This window comes from Pontibaca salina (assembly GCF_016307205.1).
GTDB classification, from domain to species: Bacteria; Pseudomonadota; Alphaproteobacteria; order Rhodobacterales; family Rhodobacteraceae; genus Pontibaca; species Pontibaca salina.
In genome coordinates, this window is sequence record NZ_JAEIJD010000015.1 from 1 (window position 1) to 14,827 (window position 14,827).

At 55.2% G+C, this 14,827-nt stretch carries 12 protein-coding genes; 7 read left to right on the plus strand and 5 right to left on the minus strand.

The window, feature by feature from the left end; all coding sequences use genetic code 11:
- Positions 1–765: 765 nt before the first annotated feature.
- Positions 766–2,475 carry an APC family permease gene (locus JAO82_RS13225; protein WP_198686869.1) on the plus strand — a complete coding sequence of 570 codons (1,710 nt, stop codon included), beginning with the start codon at positions 766–768 and terminating at the stop codon, positions 2,473–2,475.
- A gap of 523 nt (positions 2,476–2,998) precedes the next feature.
- On the opposite strand, the gene JAO82_RS13235 is transcribed toward JAO82_RS13225, so the two are convergent.
- The 5 genes from JAO82_RS13235 to JAO82_RS13255 all read right to left on the minus strand — a co-directional run bounded on the left by JAO82_RS13235 (position 2,999) and on the right by JAO82_RS13255 (position 8,114).
- Positions 2,999–3,322, minus strand: coding sequence for a 2Fe-2S iron-sulfur cluster-binding protein (locus JAO82_RS13235; RefSeq protein WP_198686871.1), 324 nt, complete (start codon positions 3,320–3,322; stop codon positions 2,999–3,001).
- Positions 3,323–3,447: 125 nt separating this feature from the next.
- Positions 3,448–4,665, minus strand: a complete 1,218-nt coding sequence (locus JAO82_RS13240) for an NAD(P)/FAD-dependent oxidoreductase (protein ID WP_198686872.1) — start codon at positions 4,663–4,665, stop codon at positions 3,448–3,450.
- A gap of 123 nt (positions 4,666–4,788) precedes the next feature.
- Positions 4,789–5,679, minus strand: coding sequence for a 2-hydroxy-3-oxopropionate reductase (locus tag JAO82_RS13245; RefSeq protein WP_198686873.1), 891 nt, complete (start codon positions 5,677–5,679; stop codon positions 4,789–4,791).
- A gap of 42 nt (positions 5,680–5,721) precedes the next feature.
- A complete protein-coding gene (locus JAO82_RS13250; RefSeq protein WP_198686874.1) occupies positions 5,722–6,738 on the minus strand; it encodes a D-2-hydroxyacid dehydrogenase in 1,017 nt (338 codons plus the stop codon).
- Positions 6,738–8,114 carry a Rieske 2Fe-2S domain-containing protein gene (locus JAO82_RS13255; RefSeq protein ID WP_198686875.1) on the minus strand — a complete coding sequence of 459 codons (1,377 nt, stop codon included), beginning with the start codon at positions 8,112–8,114 and terminating at the stop codon, positions 6,738–6,740. Before JAO82_RS13255 ends, JAO82_RS13250 begins: the two co-directional genes overlap by 1 nt.
- 181 nt (positions 8,115–8,295) lie before the next feature.
- Here JAO82_RS13255 and JAO82_RS13260 point away from each other — a divergent pair, with 181 nt between their 5' ends.
- The 6 genes from JAO82_RS13260 (at position 8,296) to JAO82_RS13285 (ending at position 14,805) form a co-directional block, all read left to right on the plus strand.
- Positions 8,296–8,805, plus strand: a complete 510-nt coding sequence (locus JAO82_RS13260; protein WP_198686876.1) for an Lrp/AsnC family transcriptional regulator — start codon at positions 8,296–8,298, stop codon at positions 8,803–8,805.
- 322 nt (positions 8,806–9,127) lie between these two features.
- Positions 9,128–9,664, plus strand: a complete 537-nt coding sequence (locus JAO82_RS13265) for an Lrp/AsnC family transcriptional regulator (protein WP_198686877.1) — start codon at positions 9,128–9,130, stop codon at positions 9,662–9,664.
- A gap of 66 nt (positions 9,665–9,730) precedes the next feature.
- A complete protein-coding gene (locus tag JAO82_RS13270; RefSeq protein WP_332872535.1) occupies positions 9,731–11,182 on the plus strand; it encodes a glutamine synthetase family protein in 1,452 nt (483 codons plus the stop codon).
- 212 nt (positions 11,183–11,394) lie between these two features.
- Complete coding sequence (locus JAO82_RS13275) at positions 11,395–12,408, plus strand: alpha/beta fold hydrolase (protein ID WP_198686912.1); 1,014 nt, start codon at positions 11,395–11,397, stop codon at positions 12,406–12,408.
- A 302-nt stretch (positions 12,409–12,710) separates the two neighbouring features.
- Positions 12,711–13,796, plus strand: coding sequence for a quaternary amine ABC transporter ATP-binding protein (locus JAO82_RS13280; RefSeq protein ID WP_198686913.1), 1,086 nt, complete (start codon positions 12,711–12,713; stop codon positions 13,794–13,796).
- The gene (locus tag JAO82_RS13285) at positions 13,789–14,805 is read left to right on the plus strand and encodes an ABC transporter permease (protein ID WP_198686879.1); all 1,017 of its coding nucleotides are present in this window, start codon (positions 13,789–13,791) and stop codon (positions 14,803–14,805) included. The genes JAO82_RS13280 and JAO82_RS13285 overlap by 8 nt, the downstream gene beginning before the upstream one ends.
- Positions 14,806–14,827: the final 22 nt, after the last annotated feature.

Sequence of the window (14,827 nt, forward strand, 5' to 3'; positions counted from 1 at the left end):
GGCGCTGCTGACAGTGTTGATATTATGGGCGGGTCTGGGCGATCAGATAGGAGCGACGGTTGCGCCAACGTCAGGGCTAGTTACCCGTTTAGCACGGGCCCCATGCCGAACCTTGCAGTCAGGGCATTCTGGCGCGCGGCAGATGATCAGGACGGCCACATCCGCGGCTCGCGCGCTATATGGGTGTGTGCTAAAAGGGTCTGTGCCACTGGAAGCCAGCAAGCAGCATCGACAATCGTCTGAAATCTCATGGCGTAGATCTTTCGAGGTCCGGCGCGACAGGCGCTTGGGCGGGTGCACTACTGGACGTATTTGACTTGAAACCAAGGGGTATTGCGCCCTCGGGGGCAGGTTTCGATCTCCGGGCCAATCCTAGCGCGAGTCGCGGCTCCGTGCGCAAAGCTCAGTTCGATAAAGAGGCAACAGAAGCGCTCATTCGCATTCACAAAGTGCGCGGCTGTCATCTCCGCGGCTTTTTCGCGGGGCAGGGGGCCTCTCGGCAGTGAACTTAGCTGAGTTTCAGCCGCTTGAAGGCCGCTATCCGGGCCGAACAGCTCCCAAAAATCGCCTCCATATTCGCAAATGACCAGACGTGCTGTAGCTAGCTTTTTCGTAAATACTCCAGCACTAATACGAAATTCGTAGCAATGTTTTCCTTGACATGCGAAATAAGTAAATAGCACACTCGTTCTAAAATACGGATGCGCTCGTCCATGGAGGCGGCAGATTCCGAGCTTTATAAACTTGTTACAGCAGGAGCATTCTATGACATCGACAGTTGAGGAGCGGTTTTCCGCGCCCCCTTTGCAACTTCATAGAACGCTTGATTGGCGGGCCGCGTTTTGGCTGGCCAGTGGTGTACCCGCGCTGGTTTTGTTTACCATCGGGGGAGTCGCCGGAGTAGGCGGGACACTCACTTTCATCATCTTCGCGACTTCGATCACTTTTGGCCTCATCCAGTCTCTTACATATGCAGAAATCGCCGGTCTTTTCCCAAGCAAGTCCGGGGGTGCCTCGGTGTATGGGTCAATCGCCTGGCTGCGTTATGCCAAACCTGTTGCGCCATTATCGGTTTGGTGCAATTGGCTGGCTTGGACTCCCGGACTCTCGCTTGGCTGTACTATTGCAGCCGCCTATATTCTCAACGCGCTTGCGCCGATTCCGGCTTTCACCGCATCATCTGCGGAAGTGATCAATTACCTTAGCCTGTATTCCGGGGCTTCTCTGGAGCAGGCGATCGCAGCAGTAACGGCCGATGCCACCCCAGCCATCCGCACCTGGACGCTCTATAAAACGTCATTTGGTCCGGTAAGTATTTCCCTTAACGGCGTGTTTTGGATCGGTGTGGTTCTTTGCCTGCTTTCGTTTGCAATCCAGCATGGTGGCATCTTGCGTGCTGCAAAATTTCAAAAATATATGGGGCTGCTGGTTATTGTGCCGATGTTGATCGTCGGCATTGCCCCCATCGTCACAGGGCAAATAAACTGGTCCAATTACACGCCGCTTGCGCCCTTGGCCGAGGCTTATGCGCCAGAGATCGGCGCCTGGAGCGTATCCGGCTGGACCTTATTGTTTGGCGGATTGTTTCTTGCCGGCTATTCAGCATACGCGTTTGAAACATCGATCTGCTACACAAGCGAGTTTAAAAACCCTGGTCGCGACACGGTAAGGGCCATCCTTTATTCGGGTATTCTGTGTTTGGTTGTGACGGCGTTGGTGCCCTTCACGTTCCAGGGGGTCCTTGGGTTGGATGGTATGCTGGCCGAGCCGATCGGTGACGGTTCGGGAGTTGCCGAAGCCATGGCAAAGATGGTCGGCGGATCTGGTGTTGTCACGAACACGATGATAATGCTCATGATCCTTGCTGTCATGCTGCTGATCATGACAGCAATGGCGGGGTCGTCGCGCACGCTTTATCAGGGTGCTGTTGACGGCTGGCTCCCCAAATATTTGACCAGAGTAAACGAGCATGGGGCGCCCACAGCGGCAATGTGGACCGATCTGGTCTTCAATCTGTTTCTTTTGACCATAGCTGCCGCGGATGCGGCCAGCTTCTTTTTCGTCATGGCAGTATCTAACTGCTGTTATTTCATCTTTAACTTTCTGAACCTAAACTCGGGCTGGATCCATAGAATAGACAATGGAAAAATCAGCCGTCCGTGGAAAGCGCCGACCATAGCGATCGTGGCGGGGACATCTCTGTCATTTGTCAACGCAATGCTTATGGGGGCCGGCGCCAAAGTATGGCATCCGCATGCCCTTTATGCCGGCTTCATAGCTGCTTTTCTCATATTGCCGGTGTTCTATTTCCGGCATTACATCCAAGATAAGGGCAAGTTTCCAGAACATATGCTGCAAGATATCGGGTTGACGCAAGCAGACCTCAAGAACAAGAAGGCAGGCATCTTGCCCTATATAGCAATTGCCGGCGGTCTAATGGTCATGCTTACCGCGAATTGGTTCTTTGTCCTGTAGGATGTGCCATCCCGGCTGATCGCTTTCCCTCTCGGCGCCCGGCATTCGTCATGCGAAACCGGGCCTGAGGGAGGGTCAAGCCGGGATGGTGATCAGCGAACCAACACCAAGTCAGGTTTTGCCGAGACCCTCGCTGCGGCGGCTGTGATCAAGAACGCGGATGGGGTGTCATTGACATGCAGTAAGCCGCCGGGCCAGCCTATTCACCTGCGTCAAAAGCCGGCGCAGGACCTGTTTATCATCTGGTCGCGGTGGCAAGGATAATGGCATCGAAGATGTCCATAACGTAAGCGTCAGTTGAACAGAACGTCGATTTCAGCTTGACGGGCTGTTCAACTGACGCTTCCAAATATCTGGAAGCTCATGCGGGACAACTGGCTCTCCAACCGCATCTTCGAATCCTACGATGAGATCGTCAATCATTGCTGTGATGCTTGGAATATACTGATTGGCCAGCTGGCGCACATCAGATCCATTGGGATGCACAAATGGACGCATGAGTGCTGATCAGTGCAGGTTGATATTAGATCTGCTTTTCCGGGAGCTCCACGATAAGTCCCTCAAGCGATTTTTTAATCCGGATTTGACAGGCGAGCCGTGACCGCAGGGCATCACACCCTAGGGCGAAATCCAGCATTTCCTCTTCAACCGGGTCCTTTTTCGGCAGCTTATCCACCCAATCAGGATCAACATATATATGACATGTCGAGCAGGCGCAGGCGCCCCCACAATCAGCTTCTATACCGCGAATGTTGTTGTCGCGTGCGCCTTCCATCACCGTCGAGTTGGCGGGCACGTCGACCACATTTCTTTTACCATCAAATTCAATATATGTGATTTTTACCATCGGGTTTCCTCTACGGCTTTAAAGGATGAATGCGGCAATCGGGTGAGTTCGGTATCAAATACGTCCGTCTATCCTGAGGCAGCAAGAAGGTCTGAATTCTGATGTGGCCGATCAGGGGCTCTGTTCTAAGCAATTTCTCTCAAAAGATCTTTCAGAAGGATTTTGGGGTTTTCGATCTGGGAGGGGCAAGGTGATTTACCCGATTCAATCAGTTTCTTGCCGATCATATAATCGGATGGTGCATTCATGGCATCAACGGCAAGCAAGCGATCAGCGAGAAAATACCAATGAGAAACAGACCCTTCCTTGGCTCCGTTTCGTCTGACCACATTGCTGAAGCCGCTGTTTAGCCCGGCGATCTGCAACTTGACATCATACTGATCCGACCAGAACCAGGGCTTGGCGATATATTCAGTATTGCCCCCGAGAATGTTAGTTGCCACTGTTTCAGCATGTTCGATGGCATGGGGCACGCTTTCCAGGCGAATGCGCGTTCCCATATAAGGGAAGGAAGCACAATCTCCAGCGGCCCAGACGTTTTGGACGGAGGCTTTTCCAAACGCGTCTGTACAGATTCCGTTATTAACATCCAGTCCGGCTTCTCTCGCGATTTCACTATTTGGCTTGATGCCGACGCCAACAACCACAAAGTCCACATCAATCTTCTGACCATCTGTCATCAGGGCCTGCGTGACCTGTTCGTCACCCTGCAACTCTGCAAGACCGGTGCCCTCCAGAACCTCGACGCCGTTACTCTGGTGGAGGCTTCGGAAAAAATCAGAGGTTTCCGGGGCGGCGACACGTTGCAGGATGCGATCTGCTGCTTCCACCACGGTTACATTGAGACCTTTTCGGGCCGCAACGGCCGCTGCCTCAAGGCCAATATAGCCGCCGCCTACGATCAAGACCTTTCGACCGGTCAAAAACTCGGCGCTCATTGCGTCAATATCTGCGAGCGTGCGGACATAATAGACACGCCGTAGATCGCCGCCCATAGCGGCTGGCAGCCGCGCTGGACGTGATCCAGTGGTAAACACCAGTTCGTCATATTTCAGTGACGTTTGCTTTAGCTGAACGGTCTGAGTTGTCGGATCAACCGCCGTGACGCGTTGGCCCAGGCACAGCGTGATGTTGTTTTGATCATAGCTGGCTTGGGGGCGTAAATAGAGACGTTCCCGCGCCATTTCTCCCAGCAGATAGGATTTGGAGAGGGGTGGCCGCTGATAGGGGAGGTCGGCTTCTTCCCCGATCAGGGTGATTTTCCCAGTATGGCCAAGCGCGCGCAGCTTGAACACCAATGAACTGCCCGCCTGGCCGGCGCCGACCACAACAATATGTTTCACTTGCTCAGTCCCTGCTTTTTCATGAGGTCTGCTTTTGTTTTAGAAGCTGCGATCGGAAATGTGACAAGGCGCTAGTCCAGTGAGTTGTTACCTTCGTTCTGCATCAAAAAAGCGGTGCAGCACTTAAGTCGCGCCAATCTCGTGCCCGGCCAGTCGTTCCAGCGCCTTGATCAGGCCGGAATGGTCATCATCCTTGCCGCCATTGGCAGAGCAGGAGTTGAAAAGCTCCTGACAGGTTGCGGTATTAGGCAGAGAAACGCCCAATGCACGTCCCGATTGCAGCGCCAGATTGAGATCTTTCTGGTGCAAACTTACCCGAAAACCCGGATCGAAGGTGCGGTTGATCATCCGTTCGCCGTGGACCTCGAGAATTTTAGAAGACGCAAAGCCGCCCATCAACGCTTTGCGCACCACGGCGGGATCGCAGCCGGCGCGGGAGGCAAAAACCAGTGCCTCGCTGACCGCTTCGATATTGAGGGCGACGATTATCTGGTTGGCGATCTTGCACGTCTGTCCCGCACCATTATGTCTGCCGATCTGGGTGATGTTCTCACCCATCAGCGCAAAGAGCGGCATTGCCCGCTCGAACGCCGCCTCCGGGCCGCCGACCATAATGGTCAATGTGGCAGCCTTTGCACCGACCTCCCCGCCGGACACTGGCGCATCGAGATAAAGAGCGCCTTTGGCGTTGACTGCGCTGGCCAGTTCGGCGGTGGCAATCGGGCAGATCGAGCTCATGTCGATCACCAAGGCTCCGTCTTGCAACCTCGCGATAAGGCCATTTTCACCGAGCAAAACGCGCTCCACATCCGATGTATCGGGCACCATAATGATGATCGTGTCGCACGCGGCCGCAATTTCAGCGGGAGACGCCACCACCTTGACGGATTTACCGTCCAGGGCATCGGGCAGGGGCGAGTTATTGAGGCAGGTCCATATCGTGTGGCCGGCAGCCAACAGGTGCCCCGCCATTGGGGCCCCCATCACGCCGAGGCCAATGAAGCCGATATTCATGCTTGTCTCCTTTGGGTTGGTTCACGCCGAACCGTTGAGCGGTCAGTAACCAAGATCGGGCTGAATCGGGTTGAGCAACGGTTTGCCGGCCAGAAAAAGCTCCATGTTGCGGAAGAACAAATCGAGTGTAAGCGGGATATAGGCATCTCCGTCATCGGCCGAGACATGCGGCGTCAGGATGAGATTGGGGGTCTCCCAAAGGCGTGACTCCTCAGGCACTGGCTCGGGGTCGAACACGTCCAGAATTGCCCCGCCAATTGTGCCATCCTCAAGCTTATCGCAGAGCGCATCGTAATCCATCACTGCTTCACGCCCGATATTGATGATGCCAGCGCCGGGTTTCATCAGGTCCAGGCGCTGTCGATTCATCAATCCGCGGGTTTCGGGTGTGTCAGGGGTGGCAATGAACAGATAATCTGCGCGCGGCAGCACGGTGTCCAGTTGCTCGGTGGTCACAACTTCATCGCAGCCCTCGACCGCACGGCCACTGCGGTTCACGCCGATCACGTGAACCCCGAGCTTTTGAACTTTCTGGGCCGCAGCGCCGCCCAGACTGCCGGTGCCCAAGACCACCAGCGTCTTGCCGGCAATGGGCGAGGCATAAAGCGAATCGTAAACCCGTTTCCTTTGGTTGGTCATGATGGCGGGAATATGAGAATGCAGCATGAGCACGGCCATCATGCCAAACTCACCTGCTTTGGCCGCATGCACCCCTTTGTTGTTGGTCAGCGTTACCCCTTCCGGCAGCCAGGTCATGGGCAGCATATGCTCAACACCGGCGCCGATGCAGTGGATCCATCTCAGCTTTGGCGCGATTTCGGCAAGGTTGTCGACCGGAAGATCCCAGGTCAACAGAACCTCCGCATCCTGCATCGAGCTTTCGAAATTGTCGGTGTCCCAGTCGACTTTTACACTCAGCTGGTCGGCCATGTCGGAGAACTTTGCTAAAGCCGTGTCGAAGCGCTCTTGCGTTATCGTGAAAACCTCTTCGCCTTCGGGCGTGTTGGGAAACGATCCCGGCGCCCACCGGTTGTTTTTCACATGAACTTTCATGACCATCAGCGGACCCCTTCGGCTTCGATTTCTTTCAGCTTCTCGACAATTTCTGCGTCACGCGCAGCATCGTCCAGCGCCTCGGCAGAAAACTGAGCTTCCAAGATTTTTTCACCGGTCCGGATCAGGTATTCCCGATCATCCTGTCCTTCCAGGGGCGGCATCCTGAGGACCGTATCCTGCCCGTAGGTCCGCACCGACAGGCCTTGGGGGTGAACCGGCTGCGGTGGCTCGATCCCCTCACTGACCAGATCCCGAACCTGTTTGCGCGCGCGGCGACGATAGAGCGATATGCCGCGATCTGTCGGCATGAGATGTTCGCCCTTGTGGGTCGAAATCGGCCCCATACCTTCGACCGCCTCGGAATCGGCCGGATAGCGCTGTTTCTCCTCGGGCGAGCGGTCCAGAATCTCACCCTGCTCGATCAACTCACAGCCTTCTTTGGTATTGTACTCAAGTGGATCTCCACGCTCGCCAAAATTGGCCCACGCGTAGACAATCGAGTTTTCATCATCCACCGGTACCACCCAGCGCGTGAAGCAGGAACGTCCAAAATAACGCTGCTCGGTTCCATCGGCGGCAAAGGCTGAACCAGCCTGAGTGAAGTTTGGCAAGATCAGCTCATTGACCCGGGTCCAGATATTATCGCCGATACGGCGTGTCGAAGATCCCAGGAAATGGTTTTCGTTGCGCTCATAGAACTTCAGCTCGCCAAGTTCGGACATGCCTTCGGAGAACTGCGGGCGACTGTTCTGGCCATGTAGGAAGCTTGTGTGAACCGGATCGAGGATCGCATCCATGACCTGGATCCAGTTACAGGTGTAAGGTGCCTGATAGGGTGTGGTCACCATATCGGGGATTGCAAAAGCATCGTAGAATGGAAACTCCGGCTGCTTCTCCGGAGGTCCCATATAGGCGAAAATCAGACCGTTGAATTCGATCACCGGGTAGGCACCCAGCCGGGTTTTTTCGCGCACCATATCTGCGGCGTTCGAGTTTTCTGCGGGAGTTTCCAGAATTTCCCCGTCTGGCGCAAAGAGCCAGCCATGATAGCAGCAGCGAATGCCGTTATCTTCACATTTGCCGTATTCCAGCGAGGCCCGACGGTGCGGACAGTATTTGTGAACCAGACCGAACTTCTGGCCCCCTGCATAGCGGAAGACGACAAGTTCTTCGCCCAGGATTTTGATGGCTTTGGGCAGCTCTCCCAACTCGGCTGTCAGGTAAACAGGGTGCCAAAAGCGGCGCAGATATTCTCCGGCGGGGGTGCCGGGGCCGACGCGCGCCAGCTCCTCATCAATGCCTGCCGTCTCGGTCTGTGAATATCCCCGGAAGTTTCCCACGAACATCTCGGATAACGATTTGGTTTGAGCGATTTCCATCGGTACTATCCCCTTATGCGCCCAGAGCCGGGCGACGATCTGATGGCTTTGAACTATGGATAGCTTAATCCGCAAGTCAACATGTTTATCCTGATGTAAGCGCAATTTAGGTGTATAAATCTTCGTAATCACCATCATATGAGCGATATGGTTGCGAAATTACGACGCAAGGACAGAAAGAATGAGTAAACTTGAGAAAGCTGCGGCACCGCAGCGCAACAGCGGCAAGGCACTGCTTGGAGACAAGCTGAATCGTCGTATTATCAGCATGTTGCGTGAGGATGGGCGCATGGCATTTTCGGAAATGGCGCAGGCGCTCGACGTTTCCGAGGGGACGATCCGCAACCGTGTGAACAGCATGAAGGCAAGCGGAACATTGCATATAGCTGCCTTAACCGACCCCAAGGTGTCAGAATATCAGACAGAGGCGATGTTGGGCTTGAGGGTGGCTGCGAACTGTCAGCCCAAACAGGTGGCAGAGCGTTTGGAGGGTATCGACGAGGTCGTCTATATCGCTTGGGTGAGCGGCCGCTACGACATGTTGGTTGAGGTTCTGAGTGACGGAGAGGGCGCGCTGGTGAAGCTGCTGGAGACGCATATTTACGGCAAATCCGATATTGTGGATGTCGAGGTGATGACGCGCTTGAAGAACTTTAAGAACCAATTCCTCCTCAAAAGAAACTGGAGCTGAGCCGCGCGACGCGCCGGGGCAAGGGCGAGCGGCGCAAGGATGCTTCCTGACTTAACTTGAGTGGCTGCGATGGAATTTTACCCACCTAGAGTATCCGTCTTGGTCAAGCCATTTTCAGCGTCCATTTACGGCCATACTTGGATCGCTGCCAAACCCCTCTTGGCCGCGACTCCAAAGTGGCGGTACGAATAACGCACTTAACCGGGAAGCCCCTTGCTGTATTCGCATATATACGAAAATAAATGTTGACTTACGCAATATCGCGTCCATAGTTTCTATGAAATTCGTTTAGAGCTGGAAAGCTTGTTTGGGGGGCGAGAGGATGGCGTGGCGCAGAGAGCGGCAGACCGAGGCAAGCCTGGACACTGCACGGGATGGGCGCCGTCCAACTGGCGATGACCTAGATTACGCCATTGTCAAATTGCTGGAGGTGGATGGCCGCAAGGCGTTTTCAGAAATCGCGCACGAGCTGAATGTCTCCGAAGGCACCATCAGAAATCGCGTCGGCCGAATGAAAGAGGCGGGCGTATTGCGCATTGTTGCAATCGCCGATCCGGCGGCGACCGAATACCAGACCAGCGTGATGCTGGGGCTGAAGGTCGCGCAGGGGCACACCCCGCAACAAGTCGCGGCCCGGCTCGAGAAAGAAGCCTTCGTTGTCTACATATTGTGGGTGGCCGGTCGTTTCGATCTGGTGGTCGAAGTCGTCTGCGACCAGCAAGAGCATCTTCTAGAGTTCCTAGAGGCAGAGTTTCACAGTGCTGAAGATCTGGCTGCGATCGAGGTGATGCCGGGATTAAGGAACTTCAAGAACCAGTTTCTACTGAAGCGGATTTGGGCAACGCCCAAAGAGACGTGAAAACCGGCCATTCGCCCTACACGAATGACCGGCATCACGATTGTATCAAAACTGAAGGATAGAAAAGTGAAAGATAGGGTAGAAGCAAACACGGCCTTCGACAAGAAGGTTTATTATGAGTGTTTTGATGAAGCGATCGAGCGCAATCGCCCCCGGATCGATGAGGTGCGGGCAAGGCTGGAAGCGGCCGGCGTGAAATATGTCATGTCGAGCTGGATCGACCTGCACGGCATCCCCAAGACCAAGCCGGTCCCGATGAGTGACTTCGAGGATCTCTGTCTGGGCAAGGGGCCGCAATTTGCCGTTCACTCGGTCTCGTTTGTCCCCGAGCTGACTCCGGCCGATTCCGATCAGGTCATGGTCCCCGATCTGGACGCAGTCTATATTTGTCCTTGGGACAATACGATCGCAATCATCTTTGCAGATCTCTTCTGGGAGGGCGCTCCCTATAATGTTTGCCCCCGTCAGGCACTGAAGCGCGCCATTCATGAAGCGCAGCAGAAGGGCTATGTGGGCTATGCCGGGATCGAGCCGGAATTCATCGTCATGAAGCACGATGAGAACGGTGAGCCGGTCAAGGCGTTTGATGATGACCCGCGGGAGGGCCTGCGCCCACGGCGCCAGGCATTCGGCTATGACGTGGAGTATTCCATGGATTCCATGCCGTTCCTGAAGGAATTGATCGATATTCTGGAAGGGATGGGGTGGAATCTGCACGATGTGGTGGCCGAGGGCGCTTACTCCCAGTTTGAGCTGGATTTCACTTATACAGATCTTCTAGAAATGGCCGACCGCTTCGTCTTCTTGCGTCTCCTGCTCAAGGAAATTGCCAAGTCGCACGGCATGTTCGTAACCTTCATGCCAAAGCCCACTGTCGGGGATTGGCGTTCGGGGGCACATATCAACCTGTCATTGCAGCACAAAGACGCCCCCGGCGAGAACGCTTTCAAGGATGGGGACAAGTGGTCCGATACGGCACGTTTCGCCGTAGGTGGTCTCATGCAACATGCCGAGGCCCTAACTGCGCTGACCTGTCCGATTGTTAACTCCTATAACGGGCTGGTGCCGCGGGTGGGCGGTTTCGAGGGCGGAACCGTGACTTGGGCCCCGACCAATATAACCTATGGTTATAATAATCGCTCGGCTCAGTTCCGCTTGCCGCAAAACCGGTACAGCCTTGAGAACCGCGCGGCGGACATGACCATGAATATCTACCTTGCTCTGGCGATGACCCTGACCGCCTCTGTTCATGGTATCTCCAACAAGATTGATCCCGGCGAACCCACGGATCGTGATCTCTATTCGATGACCGAAGAAGAGTTCAAAGAGGCCGGTATCCGCCGCCTGCCGAGAAACCTGATGCTCGCGACCAATGCGTTGCGAGAGGACGAACTGGCCAAGCACGTGCTGGGCCCGGTCATGCACAACTCCTACATCACCTACAAGAATGACGAGTGGGAACGGTACCATCAGGCCGTCACCGATTGGGAAGTGCAGGAATATATCCGCCTCTACTGAGTCGAACCTCTTGGCCTGTGATCCCGCTCACAGGCCAAGAATTTGTGATCTGGTAGTACGTGACACCCGCAGCCCTGCTTTCGGGCACCAATCCAGGCTGGTGCCGCTCAGTGAAATTCAGAAACGCGGCGGTTTTTAGCAAACGAAATAAGACGGATGATCGCGATGCGGCGCGCCCTGTTTTGAAGGAGACCTCTGCTGAAATGGCAACCATGACCGATGAGTATAAAACCTTTGCCTTGGGCGATGTCCCGTTGCTTTCAGGGGAGGTTTTGCGCGACGCGAAATTGGCTTATAAAACCTATGGTGAATTGTCAGAAACGCGCGACAATGTTGTTGTTTTGCCGACCTTCTACACCGGCACCCATGCACGAAACGAGGGTTTTTTTGGCAGCGGTCGGGCAATCGATCCGGCGCGCCATTTCATCATTTGCCCCAATCTTTTTGGCAACGGCCTGTCTTCGTCGCCCAGCAATACACCGTCGCCACAGGACGGACCGCGCTTTCCGCTGGTGCAGATGTGGGACAATATCGCCTGCCAGTACCGGTTGCTGCATGACCATCTCGGGATAGAGCGTATCGCGCTCGTTGCGGGCTGGTCGATGGCGGGATGTCAGGCCTATCAATGGGCCGCGCAATACCCCGATATGGTCCAGGCAATCCTGCCATTCTGCGCCTCCGCGAAAACCTCGCCGCATAATTTTGTCTTTCTCGAAGGGGTCAAGGCCGCGCTTTGCGCGGATAGCGCCTGGAATGGTGGAGATTACGCCACACCACCGGTGGCTGGGCTTAAGGCCTTCGGCCGGGTCTATGCAGGATGGGCTTTTTCACAAACATTCTACCGCGAAGGGCTTTTCCAACAGCTCGGCTTTGATACGCCAGAGGCACTTTTGCAAGATTGGGAAGCCGACCATGTCGAGCATTGGGACGCCAACAATCTGCTTGCGAAACTGGCCACCTGGCAGGCGGGCGACATAAGTGCCGGACCGCTTTATCAGGGGGATTTCCACAAAGCACTGGGGTCGATACGGGCCCGCACGATCCTGATGCCGAGCGTTCAGGACCTTTATTTTCCACCCGCGGACAATGAAATCGAGGCCCGCTATATGCCGGATGCCGAGCTCTGCCCTTACGACTCTCCCTGGGGGCATTGTGCGGCCAATCCGGGCAACGACGCCGGCTTCACCGCCGCACTCGACGCTAATATCCGCAAGTTATTACAATAATTCGCCCCCGCTGGCGGAGTGGGCTTGAAATCGAATAAAAATCGATGTTCCTGTAAATTTCCTTCGCTTTAAGTAAAGTCATGTGCAATTATTGACGTATATTTAGAATAAGGGCGACCTATCGCGAATATCGTAGCTCGCCGTCGCACGGAGCCACATGTGATTGGAGAATAGATAGGTATGATGCTTCACCTGTTTGAATGTAGCCCGGCCAAGGCGGCCGGCGGTGATATCCGGAGGCCTGCACATCCGCCATATTGGCATATCGTTCTGTCTTCCGCGATCTGTTCGGTGGCCCGCAAATGACCGCTAGCAACGATCCGGTGATCGAATGCCGCTCGCTCTGGAAGGTTTTTGGAGAGCAGGCAGATGCCGCAATGAAGGCCATCCAGCAGGACGGGCTGGGCAAGGAAGAGGTTCTCGAACAGTTTGGCTGCGTTCTGGGTGTGCGGGATGCGTCCTTCTCCGTCCGCAAAGGCGAAATATTCTGCATTATGGGGTTGTCGGGCTCGGGCAAGTCCACGCTGATCCGGCATGTTAACCGGCTGATCGAGCCAACTGCAGGTGATGTCCTGATTGAAGGTGTGAGCATCGGCGATCTGGATAACCGGGCCTTGCGAACGATGCGGTCTTTGAAAATCGGCATGGTGTTCCAGAATATGGCCCTGATGCCGCATCGCACTGTTCTGGAGAATGTCGCTTTTGCGCTCGAAGTCCGCGGCATGACCCGCGCCGAGCGTTTCGAGATCGCTGAGCAAGCGATTGCAACTGTTGATCTGGGTGGTTGGAAAAATCACTATCCGGACCAACTATCGGGGGGCATGCAGCAACGTGTGGGGCTGGCGCGAGCGATCGCCGCTGATCCGCATATCCTGTTGATGGATGAGCCTTTTTCGGCGCTTGATCCACTGATCCGCAAGCAGCTTCAAACGCTGTTCATGGCGCTGGCGGCACAGATGAATAAAACCACGCTCTTCATCACGCATGATCTTGATGAGGCGATCCGTATCGGCGACCGTATTGCCGTGATGAAGGATGGCGAAATCATCCAAATCGGGACACCCGAGCAAATCGTCACAGAGCCTGCTGACAGCTATGTTTCGGATTTTGTTGCAGGGATTTCGAAATTACATCTTGTAACCGCAGCCCGCATCATGGAGCCGATCGAATCCTTCGAGGCCCGCACCGGCCCGTTTGACGCGAATGGCTGGCTGCGCGCAGCCCCGGGTGATCTGCTCAACCGACTTGCTGATCTCTCCATCGACACCGATTTGCCACTGGCCGTGGAAACCGACGGCAAGGTGATCGGCGTGGTTACGAAAAAAGCGCTCATACGCGGTATTCAGGGCCGCTCGCGCGAGGACGAAGGGGCCTATGCGAATGTCTGAAGAAACAACGTTCAACATCCTGAACCCCTTTACGAGTCTTGATCTGGGCATCGCCAGCTGGGCGGACGGCATCAAGGGCTGGGCGATTGCCAATCGCAGTGCAATCCAGCCGCTCAAACGGGTCATCAACGACACTATCATGGGTTTTGAAGGTGTCTTACAGGCGATCCCTCCGGTTATTACAATTGCATTCTTTGTCCTCCTGGCCTGGCAGCTATGCGGGCAGCGTGTGGCTGTCATCGTCGGGGTCTCGCTGATCGCGCTGGGACTGCTTGATCCAACGATCTGGCCCCTTGCGATGACGACATTGGCGATCGTGCTCAGTTCGGTCCTGATTTGCATAGTGATCGGCTTGCCTATCGGGATCCTCGCGGCCAAGTCCGATCGTTTTCACACTATAATCCGCCCCATCCTGGACACTATGCAAACCATTCCGGCTTTCGTTTATCTGGTGCCAGTGGTGATGCTGGTAGGAATCGGCAATGTTTCGGGCGTGATCGTGACCATCGTCTTCGCCCTGCCACCGCTCATTCGCCTGACTTCTTTGGGTATCCGGCAGGTCGACAGCAATGTGGTCGAGGCCGCCCGCGCCTTTGGGGCCAATCCGTTGCAGATCATGTTCAAGGTCGAGCTCCCTTTGGCCACCCCCACCATCATGGCCGGGGTCAACCAAACCATCATGCTCGCCCTCTCGATGGTGGTCATCGCGTCAATGATTGCGGTCAAGGGGCTGGGTAACGAGGTTCTGCGTGCGATGGGGCGTCTGGATGCGGGCAAGGCTATTGTTGGCGGTCTTGGCATTGTCCTGCTGGCCATTGTTCTTGACCGCATCACTCAGGGCGTAACTCAAACCGGGCGTGAACGCGGATATCGCCATTGGTGGCAGGGCGGGCCGATCGGCTTGTTGCTCTGGGCGATCACTTTCCTGCGCCGTCCCTCGGCTGCCGCCACAGAAGCGGCATCCGGCGGCGATACAGTCCAAATATCCAGTGCATCGTCAGAAGGTTAAGCCGGACTTACCGCATAACAAC

What these genes read in the sequence shown, in the direction of transcription:
- JAO82_RS13225 (WP_198686869.1), top strand. Translation starts at nt 766, where the DNA reads ATGACATCGACAGTTGAGGAGCGGTTTTCCGCGCCCCCTTTGCAACTT.
- JAO82_RS13235 (WP_198686871.1), bottom strand. Translation starts at nt 3,322, where the DNA reads ATGGTAAAAATCACATATATTGAATTTGATGGTAAAAGAAATGTGGTC.
- JAO82_RS13245 (WP_198686873.1), bottom strand. Translation starts at nt 5,679, where the DNA reads ATGAATATCGGCTTCATTGGCCTCGGCGTGATGGGGGCCCCAATGGCG.
- JAO82_RS13250 (WP_198686874.1), bottom strand. Translation starts at nt 6,738, where the DNA reads ATGGTCATGAAAGTTCATGTGAAAAACAACCGGTGGGCGCCGGGATCG.
- JAO82_RS13255 (WP_198686875.1), bottom strand. Translation starts at nt 8,114, where the DNA reads ATGGAAATCGCTCAAACCAAATCGTTATCCGAGATGTTCGTGGGAAAC.
- JAO82_RS13260 (WP_198686876.1), top strand. Translation starts at nt 8,296, where the DNA reads ATGAGTAAACTTGAGAAAGCTGCGGCACCGCAGCGCAACAGCGGCAAG.
- JAO82_RS13265 (WP_198686877.1), top strand. Translation starts at nt 9,128, where the DNA reads ATGGCGTGGCGCAGAGAGCGGCAGACCGAGGCAAGCCTGGACACTGCA.
- JAO82_RS13275 (WP_198686912.1), top strand. Translation starts at nt 11,395, where the DNA reads ATGACCGATGAGTATAAAACCTTTGCCTTGGGCGATGTCCCGTTGCTT.
- JAO82_RS13280 (WP_198686913.1), top strand. Translation starts at nt 12,711, where the DNA reads ATGACCGCTAGCAACGATCCGGTGATCGAATGCCGCTCGCTCTGGAAG.
- JAO82_RS13285 (WP_198686879.1), top strand. Translation starts at nt 13,789, where the DNA reads ATGTCTGAAGAAACAACGTTCAACATCCTGAACCCCTTTACGAGTCTT.